Raw genomic sequence first — 14,708 nt, 5'->3', positions numbered from 1 at the left:
TGCCATACGCAGATTTGCCTGTTGGTCGATCAGTTCAGGCACGGTTAGTACAGCCAGCGTTTGTCCTTTTTGCACGCTCTGTCCTAAAGCCACATTGATCTGCTCGACATAACCACTAAAATTAGGCGATATATGCGCTTGTTGATCGGTATTCACCACCAATTTACCTGGCAGGGTTGTCAGCTTTTCAACCAATCCTGTGGATGCAACAGCAACTTTTAAACCTTGTTCAACCATTTGTTGGCTGGTCAGTTGTATTTCGCCTTCTTCAGCATGTCCTTCTTCAGAACTATCTTCATCAGAATATTCGGCATTTCCCTCATCATAACCACGCCCCTCAGATTCAGTTTTTTTTGAACTTAACCAAATAGCCAGACTGACCAAGACCGTAATCAGAATCAAAATTGCAATCATGAGAGACTGGGATATTTTTCCGTTTTGCTTGGCGTTCATTTTATCGTGCTCCCCCATTGATTAAATTTTGCGATGCTTCGACTGCCTTTTTATTCAGTTGTGTATAGGCATCCGAACGGCTAATTTCTTCATAACTTGTGCCAATACTGAGTGCCTCAGCTGCTAGGGCAGTTTGCCAAGCTTGACGTAGAGTTTGTAATTGACCCAATCGAAGATTCTGCAGTTGGGTGGTTGCTTGCTGAACGTCGGTAATGGACAGTTTCCCTGCCTGAAACCCTAGTAAAGTACGGCTCTGAACTTTGGTCGCCAAAGTAACTTGTGCTGTTGTGGCATCGAACTGGCTACGTAAACCTTTGAGCTGATGCATGCTGTTGGCAATATCGAGTATTTGTTGCTTCAGCTCACGCTGCTGCTGTTGGTTCAGCAATATTTGCTGTTGCTGGACCATCGGGATCGCATATTGCTGGCGATTGAAAATATTCAGTGGAATAGCCACGCCGATTACTAAAGTCGTATCGTTGCTTTCATTAGGGGTTTTGCTACGTTTCATGCCTACATTTAAAGTCGGATTGGGACGTGCCTGAATTCTTAAATTTTCAATTTGATGATCCGATTGCTGAATGTTCAAGGCATAGAATTTTTCTAGCCACCCTTCAGCAATATACCGTTGCACAGTTTGGAGACTTTGCTCTGGCCAAGGGATAGCGGTTTTATTCAATTGAAGATGTGAAGATGTTTCTCCCCCCCACAAATTAGACAGCTGACGACCGGCAGCTTGTTTATTCAGCATCGCTTGCTCATAAAGTCGTTGGATTTCTAGCGCTTCAATTTGGGCACGCTCAAAATCAACCAGGGCAATACTGCCTGCCTGATAGCGTTTCTGGGCACTGTCCAGATTGACTTTACTTGTTTTTAACTGTACTGAATAAGCAGACTGCTCAACCTCAGCAAGTGCAAATTGCGACCATGCAAATTTAACAATCAGTTGGCTTTGTGCCTTCCATAATTGCTGTTGCAATTGGATTTGTTGATTCGAGGTATTGGCAATCACCCGGTTCAGCTTACGCTGACCAAATAGATCTAGAGGTTGACTAACGCCAACATTGAATTCCTGTTCTTGACCTGAGCCAAAGCCAGACTGTTCTAAACTTATACTTGGATTCTGCCATAACCGACTTTGCTGAATATTCAATTCAGATATTTGCTGAACTTGTTGCCACGGCTTGTCTTGAGTCTGGTAACTTTGTACTTTTGCTAAAGCGGATTCAAAGCTGGTAACGTTTTCAGCATAGCTATATTGCATAGCCGCTGCACATATACAAGCAACCAAGCTATGACGCAAGAGTATAATTGATTGTGAAGACATGATTTTTCCCACTTATTTAAATAATAAAAGTGGTGGGAATGTTTTAGGCTACCCCACCATGAGCGGGGAAAATTCGGGAGGTGAGCTTTGTTGAAACAGGTCAGGAGCCTGATAGCTGTTTTTCCAATGAAATTGTGGATTCACTTTAACTTCAGAGCTTGGATGAAACACATCTACTTTTTCATTTTGTACAATCAAATGCATCATCGATGGTAGATGATCTTGATGATCTTCACCGATTTCTAAATCGCTACTGAATGTTTTTATGTTTTCTGACTGTCCATTATGATCGTGTTGACGACTATCGCTGGCACACAAGGTATTTTGGTGATGACCAAAATGATAACTCTGCTGTGATTGAGGCTGTTGTTCATGGACACAAAAGGCCGCCGCCACATTCCAAAAGCTTTGGAACATGAACAATCCAACCAAGACTGTAATCCATGTAGTAGAACGCATCATCATAACAACCGAAAAATTTGTACCAAGTATAAGGCTTAGAGCCACTCCAAGGTCAAGCTTAATAAATTAAATTAAACATTCAATGAACACTGAATAGCCGGCACTTTTGCAAATTTACCTTGTCTCTATAAGCTCACATCAATTTCAGGTAAGAATAACAATAGATAGTGAACCGTACCGGGTTTGTCGGAGACTTTTTATTTAAGTTAGGCCACCTGACCTAACGGGTTAATCTTATCATTGTACATTGCTTCAAACTCAAAAGGCAATTTCCATGAGAGTTTCCCAAACTTTGTGTAACTGCTTATAATCCACTAACAGGAGAATAAGCAATGACTAACCAATCAGACATCTCATAACGTTGGCAATTGATTATATCAACCCAATGCCCTTCTGATTGTGAGAGATTCTGTTTTACAAAAAGTACAGCACAAGCTTCATCAGAATTTGCATACTCACGATACTTCTTAAGTAAATCGTTATCCATTAACCTTCCTTTATCTTGTTTTCATCGTTATTCCCAGTATCAACCTTACCGCCAAGCCCTTTTACCAAGTCCGCCATTAAATCCTTATCCGTCTGTCTGCTCAAAAAATCTAGCAGATTATCAGCTGTGTATTTCTTTAAACCCTCCACTGAATCTTTCTCTAAAGCATCTACAAGAAAAGCACCCAGTAGTATTTTTTGTCGTGTTAGCTTCTTATCTAACTTCTGCTTCTCTCTATTTATTTTAAGCTCAAGATCATTAATCTTCTGCTGCTCTTTCAAATCATTACCACCAAGTAAGCTCATATCAAATCCTTAAACTATTAAATTATCTATTTACCCGACTATACCAACTTCGCTAAATCCTAACAACAGTTTATGATATAGTTATTTGACGGATGGTTGCGTCCCACTGACTAAGTGCGAGTTTTCGACTTTACAAATGTTTATTCCCTACGGTCACACATTTATAAAATCAAAACATCGGCAGGGGCACGCCCCCACACCCCCAACATTGCAAAAAGACGCAATGTTAAAAACCTGAAAACAGAGCTTGTAGAAATGGCTATTTTTATCGCATCGACCAAATCCATATCTCGCAGCAGTGGACAAAGTGCCGTTGCTTCTGCGAGCTATCGCGCTGGTGTTGAGCTTGACGATAAGCGCTATGGCAAAACTCATGATTACTCAAAAAAGCATGGCGTGATGAGTGCGGATATTATTTTGCCGACAGCATTGGCTGCTACGGGCGCTGATATTGATCGTAGTGATTTATGGAACAAAGCGGAGTTTGCCGAGAAGCGTAAAGATGCGCGTGTGGCTCGCGAATGGCTGGTTAATCTGCCGCATGAGTTAAGCGCAGAAGACCGAAAATCCATCGCGCACCAGTTCGCCCAAACGCTTGCGGATCGTTACGGTACGATTGCCGATTGCGCCATTCACAAACCAACTCAAAAAGAGATTGATCGAGGGGCAGACCCTCGCAACTTCCACGCCCATATCATGTTTACCACGCGTACCGCTGAGCTTAACGATAATAACGAGATTGTATTGACCGATAAGGCGACCATTGAGCTGTCCGATAATAAGCGGCGTGAGCTTGGCATGGAGCGCGTCAATGTTGAAATCAAAGAAGTACGGCAACTGTGGGAGCAGATCGCTAATGAGAAACTGGCCGAATATGACCATGAGCTGATTGATTCGCGCAGCTATGCCGATCAAGGCAAAGATATTGAGCCGCAAATCAAGATGGGTAGCGTTGCAACCAAGCTAGAGCGTGACAAATACGAGAGTGAGCGAGAAAAAGCAGAACAAGCAAACAAGAAAGGTGAGGTTTACGAGATAGACGAAACACCGGCCACAATCAGAGGTAAGATTAACCTGATGATCAATGAGCGCAACCGTCTAGTACGGACACGCGAACTTGCCGATCTGCGTGAAAGTAAGTTATTTATCGTCCCAGCAGCGCCTACGCCTGAATATAAACCCAGTAACGTGAGCAATGACGAGCTAGAGCAAGCTGAATCAGTGGTTGAGCGCGTCAAACAGGTACGTATTCAGCGCCAGATTGCAATCGATGCCGCTGAGGCGCTTGAAAAAGAGCGTATTGCTCAGCAGCAGCGTGACATGGCCGACCAAAAGGAGCGTGAGCGCCTATTAGCGCAAGAAGAAGCGCGTCAAGCAAAGCGTGAGCAGCAACGCGCCAAAAGAGCAGAAGAAGAAGCCGGCTTTAAGGCGCAACACGATTATATCTCGCATCAAGGACTATCGGATCAGCACAGACTTCTAAAAATCATCGACCAAAAAAGCGACTTTGGCCAACACCTCATGACCCTCCTGCATCTTGATCAGCAAATGAGCGCATGGCAGCGCTACCGCAGTGAGCCGAGTACCACTGACCACCAAAAACAGCTTGCAGACCGTGAACAGCATGAAATTGGCAGCCACATTATCGGCCACAGCCAGCAGCTGCTTGATCACATCAAGTCTATAAGCGACCTATCGACAAGAAAAGCACACACCAAAGCCTTAGAGCGCGTCTTTGATGACATCAAAGATCGACAACAAAGCGCCCTCAGCCCCGAACACCAGCGCCAAATGCGAACGGTATCCACTGAAATCACCGGTTATAGCCGTGATATCAACCGCAGCCGAGGCATGAGTCCTGGCTTTTAAGCCCACAAGCAATACTAAACGACACTGACGGTCGCATAGAATCACCTCAGAGGCTTCTCAGGCATCCCACAGCGCCATTTTGATGCTAGGGTACCAATAACGTATAAACCACCCTAAAAACGCCCACAGCGCCATTTAGAGGCCAAATAGCATCACAATTAGCGACTAGGAACGATCCATGCCAGAAAAAGACCTCTCTATTTCATTAGAAGACCTACTAATTACGCTTCAAACGTATACCAAAAAAATAGATAAGCAGCTGATTGACAGCTCAAACTTAAACCACGCGCATTTTAAACAAGCGCAAGAGATTGCTAATTGGGCAAAGGAACTGACCTCACTGTTAAAGACCTATCAAAACAAAGAAACCTTACTGCAAACTGAATTTGTTGAAGCCATTAACAAAGAGATCGCTAGCGTCTTTAAAACCAATGAAAACAACTATCACAAGCGTATTGATGAAGGCTTCACTAAGCACATCACTGATGCGAGTGATACGTTCTTAAAAACAACAAAGCTGCTTAATAAAGATTTAGTGAAGATACAGACCTCTGTTACCAGTGTTGCTAGTAACCTTGACGATACTAAAGACAAGATAGCTGAGCTAAATATAGATGCCTCCAAGCAGATGCTGGATAACGTTAAGCGAGAGTTTGGCCGTCAATTAATACTAACTTTGGTCGTTATGGTTGTTGTGGTATTAGCATTAGCCTCTGGAGCAGCTTGGCTGTTTATTCCTAGCAAAAGCGAGATAGCAAAACGTCAAGATGATTATCAATATCTGGAAAAGGCTGGTGTGGCTCATAACATTGTCAAAATAAGTGGACAAGATGGTCACTATGCGAGGATTGATCCCAAAGACTGTTTTGAAGATGAGAAGAGTTCGTTCTATAGCCAATCAAAGCTATGCAAATTTAAGTAACTTACTTCCTAAATCAACCATTAAAAATAGCCCTTTGTTTTTTAAGCTTATCCACAACCAAAAAGCTTTTAATGCTTTTAAATGCTTTTAAATGCTTTTAAGATCGCTACAGACTATACAGTATAAAGCTTACAGAGATAGTATGACGACAAATTCCTACCCGTATGACGACAAATTCCTACCCGTATGACGACAAATTCCTACCCGTATGACGACAAATTCCTACCCGTATGACGACAAGTAATTATTTGACTATAAAAAGTCTATATTATATTATGTCGTTATATGTTTCTAATGGTGCTAGCTATGAAAAATGACAAGACCGAATTGGTAGTAAAATCGAATCGTCTTAATACAGCGATTCAGAATTTATCTCTGGCTGAGATTAGATTAATACAGTTAGCTATTATTGATAGTAGAGAGCAAAACAAAGGTCTTAGTTCTGATACCCCATTAAGAATAGACGCTATGAGATACGCTGAAGTTTTTGAAGTCTCTAAACAAACTGCTTATGAGGCGCTTATAGATGCAGAAGCTAACTTGTTTGAGCGTCGCTTCACTTTTATGGATGAACGTGCTCTTAAAGTTAAATCACGTTGGATCAGTCAAGCTACATATATTGACGGTGAGGGAGCGATAGAGGTGATATTTACCCCTGCTGTTGTTAATGAAATCACGCGTATTCATGGAATTGAACAGTTCTTCACAAAATATACTCTAGAGCAGACGGCACAGTTAAAAAGCTTATATGCTGTAAGACTTTACGAGCTTCTCATACAGTGGCGTGAAGCTCGGAAAACCCCGTTATTTGAATTAGAGACTTTCAGAGAGCAGCTTGGTTTAGGGGTTACTGACTACAAACGCATGAGTGACTTCAAACGCCGTGTTCTAGAGTCGTCTATAAAAGAAATTAACGAAAAGACAGATATAAAAGTTAGTTACACCCAAGAAAAAAAGGCTACTACGATAGTAGGCTTTAAGTTTGTAGTTCGTGAGAAATCGAAACCTAAGGCTAAACAGGTAGCTGAGGCTCGCGATGTTGATAACGGTGATATGTTCACTATAGATGGATTGTCTGACAAGCAGCTGTGGCGCATCAGTCGGCATAAAGAGTTTATAAGTACATATAGCGGTCTTGCTAAAGGCGACGCTGGTAAGAACTGGTCAGCTTATAGTGATTTTATAGTTGGTGAGATTAAGAAAGACGCCTCTAAATTCAGTAAAAAACGTCCTATACGCGAGTATTTAGATGGGAACGAAGAAGACTATGATTTTTCAAGATAGCATTATTGGTTTTACTATGATGGTTTGTTTGCTTTACCATGATGCTATTATTCTTTGTTATTAGAAGATTAAAAAAAGAGTCTAACAGGATGTTAGACTCTTTTTCAGTAAATTAAATAATTAGGTCTTGGAAGCCAAAAATTATTATAACTATCGTGATGGGGAGTAATGTCTATTACTACAATTTCTTTTCGGTTATCTAAAAGCATAAAATGTAATATGTAGTCAGAGGTTTTATAATCATAATATTTACTCTGTTTATAATCAGGTATGCCAACATGGTAATGCCAAAGGTTATTACCTCTAGTAAATTTATAGACAGGGTTGTCTTTATCAACATTTTTCCAAGAGGGACCTATTTTTCCTTCAAATTTAGAGAAGTCTTTTAAACCATGCTCTTTAAATACTTTTAAGAACAGGCCAATAGCATTTTGCTGGTCTCTAGGATAATTGGGATACTCTTTAAGGAATTCTATTCCGTAAGATATTTTATACTTAATTTCTTTTTTATTAGACATTTATTTATTAAATATAATATTGAATATGCAACTATGCTTACGGAGCTAAAGCTAACAGTGCTTCTCGAATTTTGTCTACACTTTCGTAATCTTCTTCAGCTATTTGATAACGCGGAGCATCAATAGCTTTCTGTAGACGATCAATATCAATAGTGACAGGATTGTTCATCACATAATAACTCGGCTTTAAATTTGTTGTAATTTGATAGTTTACGTTAAAAGCGCTATCACATTTTATAGCGTCCATAGATCAGTCCTCTCGACAGTTCTTATACAGTGCAGTATAGGTATAACTACGCTCTTATACAATCTGTTTAGTGTAATAGATATATCAATATACTTATTTCCTAAACACCTCTACTGGTCTCCTCTCTAAAAAACAAATATAAATAGCAGATATCACATTGTCTTATGCAAGTTTATGTAATAAAATTCCAAATTGTGCATTTGTATATTATTGGAGATAAGATGACTAAGTACAGGGACATAATTACCACGTTGCTTGCACGTGAACTTGATGAGTCAACATTAATGTCTTTAAGAGACTCGATATTAGCTGCTGTTGCGACACATTTTAGGTACGCAGAAGATGCTTTCAGTAATGAAGTTATTAGAAAATTAGCTATCTGTAATGGTATCTATTTTTCTGTTATACAAGGGGTTCAAGATGCCCTCGATAACAATATTTTCTATAGATTAGAAAACACAGAGCCTAAAGGTGGTATATACCCTGTTATGAGGCTGCCATCATTTACTATTGTACCTAGAAGGTCTAATACTATTGATAGTTATCGTAAGGCTAACTATTTAAAAGATTTCTCTATTCAGAACAAGGCTTATGAGCCATCAACCCCAGACTTATTCGATAAACTAGATGAACTCGAGTCCAGTAACGAAGACGCTATTTTTCTAATATTAGACGTATCTGTAGATGATGAACAAAAAGTCGATCTTAAATTCTTACTTCCAAGTTCTGACTTGAAGTTTGTTCATATGGCAATCCCTTATGAAGCAGTTTTAGATACTTATCGTGTTCTAGATGATGAAGAATATGAGCCAGAAGCAGCAAAATCAGTGCTTAAGGCAACTCTAAAAGATCTAGATAGACGTTTAGGTTAACAATAAAGAGGTTTAATAAAATGTTCAAACCAGAACGATTAGTTCTGGCAAGAAGTGCCAGACGTATTAATCAAGAAGAATTAGCAAATAAAATAGGCTATTCGCCTTCAATGATATCTCGCTGGGAATCAGGTTCCAATCTACCTCCAGCTGAAGCGCTAGTTAAAATATCAAAAGAACTAAATATGTCTGAACGTTGGTTTTCATTGAAGTTACCAGAGTATAAAGGTGTATATCAATTTCGATCTTTAAAGAAAACTGATATTTCAGCGCGTTATAAGGCAAAAGCTCGGCTAGCTTTTTTTTATGAAATTACTAAAACGCTTGAGCAGTGGGTTGATTATCCAAAATTAAATATTGTGCAGTCTCCTAATAAAATAGAGGCCGTAAACATCACATATAAAAGAATTGAGGAGTTAGCAGAAGAGCAACGCAAATTATGGAAGCTAGGGAGACGTCCGATCAAGAATTTAACAAGGTTATTAGAGTCATCTGGTGTGATGATAACTAAAGACTGGTTAAATTCAGACGATATGGATGGCGTTTCAACGTGGATCAATGATAGACCTTATATTCTTGTAGCTAAAGATAAAAACAACTATTTTAGAAACCGCTTTGATAATGCTCATGAGCTTGGTCACATCATACTCCATAAAAACTTAAGTGATAAAGATTGTGAATCTATTGGTCATAAAGAGATTGAGCAGCAAGCAAACCACTTTGCTTCCTGTCTATTGATGCCAAGTGCGTCCCTGTCTCTTAGTTATCGTAATATAACTTTAGAAAACTTATTAATAGAGAAGCGTTATTGGGGTAGTTCTGTAGCTGCATTAATTATGAGAAATCACTCATTAGGTCTAATAGATGATGATCATAAAACTAGATTATTTAGAAATTATAGCTACAGAAAATGGCGCTATGGTGAGCCTTATGATGATGATTTTGAAGTTGAAAAACCAGAATTGATGTATAACACAATCAAACTTCTTTTATCAGAAGGTGGTTTTCAGAAGGAAGATATTATAGATCGTACGTTTTATAGTGCTGAAGACTTAGAAGAGTTATGTATTCTACCTATGGGTATGCTTGGTAATTCGGACATACAACGTAGACAAAAACTAAGGTTGTTAATATAACAAGCTTCTTCCCCTACTATTATTTAAGTGAATGGTAGGGGTCAGTAATATTAGTTAACACTATATACTATTGGGCAGTCTATTATAAACGGTTCTCTTATGACGGTCTGTTTTAGGTGGTCTGTTAATAGGTTTGAAGGGTGAAATAGGTGGTTCCCTTAGGGTATAACCTACAAAATTAACGTCTTATCCTAATTAATATTTAATCCGATTACACGACATGAGAATGATTTTTTAGTTGGTAATCTTTTTTTGATTTGAGAGATATATCGTACCGAGATGGTATTGAGCATCTTGATCTCCGGGAGTTTCCCAAACTCTGTGTAACTGCTTATAATCCACTAACAGGAGAATAAGCAATGACTAACCAATCTGACATCAAGAAACTGGCTGAGCAAATGGCCAGCAGCATGAAAAGCTTCGATGACATCAAAGACTTTCAAAAGCAGCTCATGCAGTCCTTCATCGACACTGCCTTAGAAGCAGAAATGGAAGAGCATCTCGGCTACCCCAAGCATGAAAAGGCAGACAGGCCTAATAAGCGCAATGGGCACACTAAAAAGAGAGTCCGTAGCGACACAGGCGAGCTTGAGATCTCCACCCCAAGAGACCGCGACAGTAGCTTTGAGCGACAACTTCTACTATTAAAAAAGTAGTCGTTAAACCTAAGGCAACCATTAACTTCTTACTATTTTCTTCAGTAACAACCGCATGGCTATGATCATGATGTTCTGACATAAAATATTTTCCTTATTCTATTTATGATGAGCAGAGATATTGGATAACAGCCAATATCTCTGCTGTAAATCGACTAATCTATTGGATTAAGAAACTTTTTTTTCATTTATCCAACGATAAAGCACGGGTAACAGCACCAAAGTTAGTAATGTTGAAGAGATAATCCCGCCAATCACTACGGTTGCCAGTGGCCGTTGAACCTCAGCCCCTGTTCCGGTTGCCAGCGCCATTGGTACAAAACCCAGTGAAGCCACACAAGCTGTCATCAACACTGGTCTTAAGCGCAAAATAGCCCCTTGCCACACGGCTTTATGCACTGGATATTTGTCCCTTAATTCCTTAATAAAGGTCAGCATTACCAGTCCATTGAGGACTGCAACACCAGATAAGGCAATAAAGCCAATTCCAGCTGACATCGATAATGGAATATCCCTTAGCCAAAGGAACAGCACACCACCGGTCAAGGCAAAGGGTATCCCGGTAAAGACCAATAGACTTTCTTTGACATTGTGAAAGACCGCCATCAGTAAAATAAAGATAGTGATTAAAGCCAGTGGAATCACGATTTGCATCCGTGCTTTGGCTGAAGCCAAATTTTCAAACTGACCGCCATATTCTATCCAATAACCACTTGGCAAAGTGTATGCTTTGAGCTGTGTCTGTACATCAGAAACAAAAGACCCTAAATCACGCCCTTCAACATTCGTTGTAACCACAACTCGGCGTTTACCATTTTCTCGACTGACTTGGTTGATTCCTTCAATGGTCGAGACTTGCGCGACATCCGACAATAAAATACTGCCACCATTTGGAAGCTGAATAGGTAACTGGGAAACAGATGCGACACTACGGTCTTGCTCTCCAAGACGGATAACAAAATCAAAACGACGATCGCCTTCTAAAATCTCTCCCACGCTTTGTCCACCAATATTGGTTGCCACAAGGTCTTGAATTGAACGCACACTCAAACCATATTGTGCAGCCAAAGTTTTATTTACCTCGACATTCAGTAATGGCAAACCTGAGGTCTGCTCAACTTTCACGGCACTGCTACCCGATATTTGCTGAATGATTTTGGAGATTTTAGTCGCCTCAGTATTGAGGACATTCATATCATCACCGAAGATTTTCACACCAACATCACTACGCACACCTGAGATCAATTCATTAAATCGGAGTTCAATCGGTTGTGAAAATTCACTATTATTGCCTGGAATCGTGGCTAAATACGTCACCATACGGCCACGTAATTCATCTAAACTTTCTTTAGGATTTGGCCATTCTGAACGAGGCTTTAACATGATATAGCCATCTGAAATATTGGGTGGCATGACATCTGTTGCAACCTCGGCTGTACCCGTTCTGGCAAATACTGCCTTAATTTCAGGGAAACTCTTTAAAAGAAGTTTTTCAGTATTCTCCTGAATACGTAAAGACTCTTCTAAGCCTGTACTTGGTGAACGTAACTGTTGTATCGCAAAGTCTCCTTCACTGAGCTGTGGTGCAAATTCACTGCCGAGTTTGGTACTGATAAATCCCGTAATCACTAATAAACACAGTGCAAAAGTCAGCACAACTGCTTTGTATTGATACGAAATATCAAGAGTTTGCTGATATTTAGCTTTTAGCCATAACATCCAACGACTTTCTTTTTCTTGAATATCGCCTTTGACCCACAATGCCACAGCAGCAGGCACAAAGGTGATCGATAAAATAATGGCTGCAACAAGGGCGAGTACCACTGCCAATGCCATCGGATGGAACATTTTTGCTTCCACACCACTTAAAGCAAAAATCGGCAAATACACCACCAAAATAATAAGCTGACCAAAAATAAGAGGACGACGTGCTTGGCGGGCAGCCAGAAAAACTTCCTTAAAGCGTTCACTTTGTGTGAGAGGTCGTTTTAACAGTTGCTGTGTATGGGCTAAACGCCGGATACAGTTTTCGACAATCACCACAGCACCATCGACAATGATGCCGAAATCGAGTGCACCTAAACTCATCAGATTGGCACTGATATTTTGCTGTGCCATCCCGGTTAAGGTAAACAGCATAGAGAGTGGAATGACACAGGCAGTAATCAAGGCAGCACGGATATTCCCTAAAAACAGGAACAGAATGATGATGACCAGGATTGCTCCCTCTACCAAGTTTTTCTGAACGGTTTTAATCGCCTTCTCAACCAAGATAGTACGGTCGTACACCGTTTCAATCACTACCCCTTTAGGCAAACTATTCTGAATATCTTGAAGCTTGGCATCCACAGCTTTAGAAACAGTCTGGCTATTTCCACCCATCGCCATCATGACAACCCCTAAAACGGTTTCTTTGCCGTTATAGGTTGCCCCACCGGTTCTTAAATCATGCCCAATAGAGACTTGCGCAATATCACCAACCCGAATTGGGCTGCCATTTGGGCTACCCAGCATGGTGTTCTCAATATCAGAAAGCCCATTGAATGCACCCGGTACACGTACCGTCAGTTGCTGACCATTGTCTTCAATATAACCTGCACCTCGGTTCTCATTATTTTGCGCTAAAGCCTGTTGCAGTTGTTCTAATGAGATATTCAGTTGCTGCATCCGGTTTAAATCGGGAGAGACCACATAGGTTTTTTCAAAACCACCAATACTGTTGACCTCTGCAACTCCCTTAACACGTTGCAGTTGAGGACGCACAATCCAGTCCTGAATCTCACGCAAATCCATCGGCGTGTATGCAGTTCCATCCGGCTTTTTCGCATTCGGATCTGCCTTCAGTACCCATTGATAAATCTCACCGAGACCCGTAGAAACGGGGGACATCGTCGGTGCGATTTGTGCAGGCAACTCAGATTGCGCCTCCTGTGTCCGTTGGTTAATCTGCTGACGGGCCCAATAAATATCAGTCCCATCTTTAAAGATAATGGTGACTTGAGAGAGTCCATAACGGGATATGGAACGGGTAAGCTCCAGATCCGGAATGCCAGCCATGGCATTTTCAATGGGATAGGTAATCAGCTGTTCGACTTCAAGCGCAGTAAAACCCTTGGCTTGAGTATTAATCTGGACTTGGGTATTGGTAATATCGGGTACAGCATCAATCGGGAGTTTCTGATAGCTATACACCCCGACCGCAATCCAGGTACAGGCAAAGAGCAACACCCAAATCGCATTTTGTATGGAAAACTGAATGATTCGTTCGAATAAACCTTCTGGTTTTGGTAGATCAGAATTAATGTCCATGGCCTGCCTCGTCTTTTTCTAATTCAGATTTCAACAAGAAACTGCCTTGAGCGATATACTTCTGCCCTTCAGTCAGCCCAGAAATCACTTCAAGCCATTGTCCATCACTTGAAGCCTGCCCCAATTGCACTTTCTGTGCTTTTAAGTGGACTTGACCTTTTTGTTCTGAATCTACGATGAAAATACTGTCTTCACCTTCAATACTTTGCAGCGCAGACTTTTGAATCCGAAGGGCTGATTTTGCTGTAGCTTCCGGAATCAACACTCTCACTAACACATTAGAACGCAACTCAGTAGCTTGCGCATCGAGTTTTGCGCGCACCACCAGACGCCCTGTTTGTACATCTGCCTGAGAGGTTAAGCTTTGTACAGTAGCTTTATAGCTTTGATCTGAATCATTCACTTTAAAGTCAATTTTTTGCCCGGCTTGCAGTTGACCTGAGAATTGATTCGGCAAATTAAACTCAAGCCATAAATCTTTCAGCTGTTCAATGACAAAGAGCTGATTAGCCAGTTGCACATTTTCACCGACCACAATATCTTTTTGACTGATCACCCCAGAGATCGGTGCTTTAATCAGAAAACGCCCATTGTTATTGCCACTTGCACCTAATGCATTTAAACGTGCTTGTGAGGACTGGACAGTAATCTGCGCTTGACGGTAGGCATTTTCGGCACGCTGGTAATCCTGTTTGGCAGAAACCCCCTGTGACCAGAGTTGCTGTTCGCGCTGGTAATCTTTACGGGCCAAATCCAGATTCACCTGTGCCATACGCAGATTTGCCTGTTGGTCGATCAGTTCAGGCACGGTTAGTACAGCCAGCGTTTGTCCTTTTTGCACGCTCTGTCCTAAAGCCACAT

The 14,708-nt window shown here is 41.0% G+C and carries 15 protein-coding genes and 1 pseudogene; 6 read left to right on the top strand and 10 right to left on the bottom strand.

The genetic code is table 11. The annotated features are described in order from the left end of the window. The 5 genes from ACI2IW_RS13675 to ACI2IW_RS13655 form a co-directional block, all read right to left on the bottom strand. A partial coding sequence (locus ACI2IW_RS13675; RefSeq protein ID WP_404693941.1) for an efflux RND transporter periplasmic adaptor subunit occupies positions 1 to 453 on the bottom strand: 453 nt, incomplete at its 3' end. Between the two features lies 1 nt (position 454). Continuing rightward, positions 455 to 1,780, bottom strand: a complete 1,326-nt coding sequence (locus tag ACI2IW_RS13670) for a TolC family protein (RefSeq protein ID WP_201578551.1) — start codon at positions 1,778 to 1,780, stop codon at positions 455 to 457. Positions 1,781 to 1,828: 48 nt separating this feature from the next. Then, complete coding sequence (locus ACI2IW_RS13665) at positions 1,829 to 2,245, bottom strand: cation efflux protein, CzcI-like (protein ID WP_404693940.1); 417 nt, start codon at positions 2,243 to 2,245, stop codon at positions 1,829 to 1,831. A gap of 301 nt (positions 2,246 to 2,546) precedes the next feature. Further along, positions 2,547 to 2,729 carry a hypothetical protein gene (locus ACI2IW_RS13660; RefSeq protein ID WP_201573869.1) on the bottom strand — a complete coding sequence of 61 codons (183 nt, stop codon included), beginning with the start codon at positions 2,727 to 2,729 and terminating at the stop codon, positions 2,547 to 2,549. After that, the gene (locus ACI2IW_RS13655) at positions 2,729 to 3,034 is read right to left on the bottom strand and encodes a mobilization protein MobS (RefSeq protein ID WP_201573870.1); all 306 of its coding nucleotides are present in this window, start codon (positions 3,032 to 3,034) and stop codon (positions 2,729 to 2,731) included. Before ACI2IW_RS13655 ends, ACI2IW_RS13660 begins: the two co-directional genes overlap by 1 nt. A gap of 255 nt (positions 3,035 to 3,289) precedes the next feature. Here ACI2IW_RS13655 and ACI2IW_RS13650 point away from each other — a divergent pair, with 255 nt between their 5' ends. The 3 genes from ACI2IW_RS13650 to repM all read left to right on the top strand — a co-directional run bounded on the left by ACI2IW_RS13650 (position 3,290) and on the right by repM (position 7,109). Further along, positions 3,290 to 4,903, top strand: coding sequence for a MobA/MobL family protein (locus ACI2IW_RS13650; protein ID WP_201573872.1), 1,614 nt, complete (start codon positions 3,290 to 3,292; stop codon positions 4,901 to 4,903). 178 nt (positions 4,904 to 5,081) lie between these two features. Beyond that, on the top strand, positions 5,082 to 5,825 hold the full coding sequence (locus ACI2IW_RS13645; RefSeq protein WP_201573874.1) for a hypothetical protein: 744 nt from the start codon (positions 5,082 to 5,084) through the stop codon (positions 5,823 to 5,825). 306 nt (positions 5,826 to 6,131) lie between these two features. Continuing rightward, positions 6,132 to 7,109 (top strand): replication initiation protein RepM, encoded by a 978-nt coding sequence (gene repM / locus ACI2IW_RS13640; RefSeq protein ID WP_201573876.1) that lies wholly within the window; start codon positions 6,132 to 6,134, stop codon positions 7,107 to 7,109. Positions 7,110 to 7,213: 104 nt separating this feature from the next. Here the strand turns inward: repM and ACI2IW_RS13635 are convergent, their stop codons facing one another. Both ACI2IW_RS13635 and ACI2IW_RS13630 read right to left on the bottom strand, forming a co-directional pair. Next, complete coding sequence (locus tag ACI2IW_RS13635; RefSeq protein WP_201573878.1) at positions 7,214 to 7,627, bottom strand: hypothetical protein; 414 nt, start codon at positions 7,625 to 7,627, stop codon at positions 7,214 to 7,216. A 37-nt stretch (positions 7,628 to 7,664) separates the two neighbouring features. Continuing rightward, positions 7,665 to 7,874 carry a hypothetical protein gene (locus ACI2IW_RS13630; RefSeq protein WP_201573880.1) on the bottom strand — a complete coding sequence of 70 codons (210 nt, stop codon included), beginning with the start codon at positions 7,872 to 7,874 and terminating at the stop codon, positions 7,665 to 7,667. Between the two features lie 221 nt (positions 7,875 to 8,095). Between ACI2IW_RS13630 and ACI2IW_RS13625 the strand changes: the two genes are divergently transcribed. From ACI2IW_RS13625 to ACI2IW_RS13615, 3 genes are all read left to right on the top strand, one after another. Next, entirely contained in the window at positions 8,096 to 8,746 is a 651-nt protein-coding gene (locus ACI2IW_RS13625; RefSeq protein ID WP_201573882.1) for a hypothetical protein, read from the top strand. 20 nt (positions 8,747 to 8,766) lie between these two features. After that, complete coding sequence (locus tag ACI2IW_RS13620; RefSeq protein ID WP_201573884.1) at positions 8,767 to 9,882, top strand: ImmA/IrrE family metallo-endopeptidase; 1,116 nt, start codon at positions 8,767 to 8,769, stop codon at positions 9,880 to 9,882. A 359-nt stretch (positions 9,883 to 10,241) separates the two neighbouring features. Then, positions 10,242 to 10,538, top strand: a complete 297-nt coding sequence (locus tag ACI2IW_RS13615) for a transposase (protein WP_201573885.1) — start codon at positions 10,242 to 10,244, stop codon at positions 10,536 to 10,538. On the opposite strand, the pseudogene ACI2IW_RS13610 reads toward ACI2IW_RS13615, so the two are convergent. The 3 genes and pseudogenes from ACI2IW_RS13610 to ACI2IW_RS13600 form a co-directional block, all read right to left on the bottom strand. After that, positions 10,510 to 10,620, bottom strand: a pseudogene (locus ACI2IW_RS13610) (cation transporter); the annotation flags it as partial. The gene ACI2IW_RS13615 and the pseudogene ACI2IW_RS13610 overlap by 29 nt on opposite strands. A gap of 86 nt (positions 10,621 to 10,706) precedes the next feature. After that, the gene (locus tag ACI2IW_RS13605; protein ID WP_186475555.1) at positions 10,707 to 13,847 is read right to left on the bottom strand and encodes an efflux RND transporter permease subunit; all 3,141 of its coding nucleotides are present in this window, start codon (positions 13,845 to 13,847) and stop codon (positions 10,707 to 10,709) included. After that, positions 13,837 to 14,708: efflux RND transporter periplasmic adaptor subunit (locus tag ACI2IW_RS13600; RefSeq protein ID WP_404693939.1), on the bottom strand; the 872-nt coding region annotated here is incomplete at its 5' end. The genes ACI2IW_RS13600 and ACI2IW_RS13605, both read right to left, overlap by 11 nt.

Source organism: Psychrobacter sp. NPDC078501, assembly GCF_044900935.1.
GTDB lineage: Bacteria > Pseudomonadota > Gammaproteobacteria > Pseudomonadales > Moraxellaceae > Psychrobacter.
The sequence above is the reverse complement of the archived record's forward strand: the minus strand, read 5'-3'. Positions and strand labels throughout refer to the sequence as shown.

Coding starts and splice junctions, on each gene's coding strand:
- ACI2IW_RS13670 (WP_201578551.1), bottom strand. CDS start 1,780: ATGTCTTCACAATCAATTATACTCTTGCGTCATAGCTTGGTTGCTTGT.
- ACI2IW_RS13665 (WP_404693940.1), bottom strand. CDS start 2,245: ATGATGATGCGTTCTACTACATGGATTACAGTCTTGGTTGGATTGTTC.
- ACI2IW_RS13660 (WP_201573869.1), bottom strand. CDS start 2,729: ATGGATAACGATTTACTTAAGAAGTATCGTGAGTATGCAAATTCTGAT.
- ACI2IW_RS13655 (WP_201573870.1), bottom strand. CDS start 3,034: ATGAGCTTACTTGGTGGTAATGATTTGAAAGAGCAGCAGAAGATTAAT.
- ACI2IW_RS13650 (WP_201573872.1), top strand. CDS start 3,290: ATGGCTATTTTTATCGCATCGACCAAATCCATATCTCGCAGCAGTGGA.
- ACI2IW_RS13645 (WP_201573874.1), top strand. CDS start 5,082: ATGCCAGAAAAAGACCTCTCTATTTCATTAGAAGACCTACTAATTACG.
- repM (WP_201573876.1), top strand. CDS start 6,132: ATGAAAAATGACAAGACCGAATTGGTAGTAAAATCGAATCGTCTTAAT.
- ACI2IW_RS13635 (WP_201573878.1), bottom strand. CDS start 7,627: ATGTCTAATAAAAAAGAAATTAAGTATAAAATATCTTACGGAATAGAA.
- ACI2IW_RS13630 (WP_201573880.1), bottom strand. CDS start 7,874: ATGGACGCTATAAAATGTGATAGCGCTTTTAACGTAAACTATCAAATT.
- ACI2IW_RS13625 (WP_201573882.1), top strand. CDS start 8,096: ATGACTAAGTACAGGGACATAATTACCACGTTGCTTGCACGTGAACTT.
- ACI2IW_RS13620 (WP_201573884.1), top strand. CDS start 8,767: ATGTTCAAACCAGAACGATTAGTTCTGGCAAGAAGTGCCAGACGTATT.
- ACI2IW_RS13615 (WP_201573885.1), top strand. CDS start 10,242: ATGACTAACCAATCTGACATCAAGAAACTGGCTGAGCAAATGGCCAGC.
- ACI2IW_RS13605 (WP_186475555.1), bottom strand. CDS start 13,847: ATGGACATTAATTCTGATCTACCAAAACCAGAAGGTTTATTCGAACGA.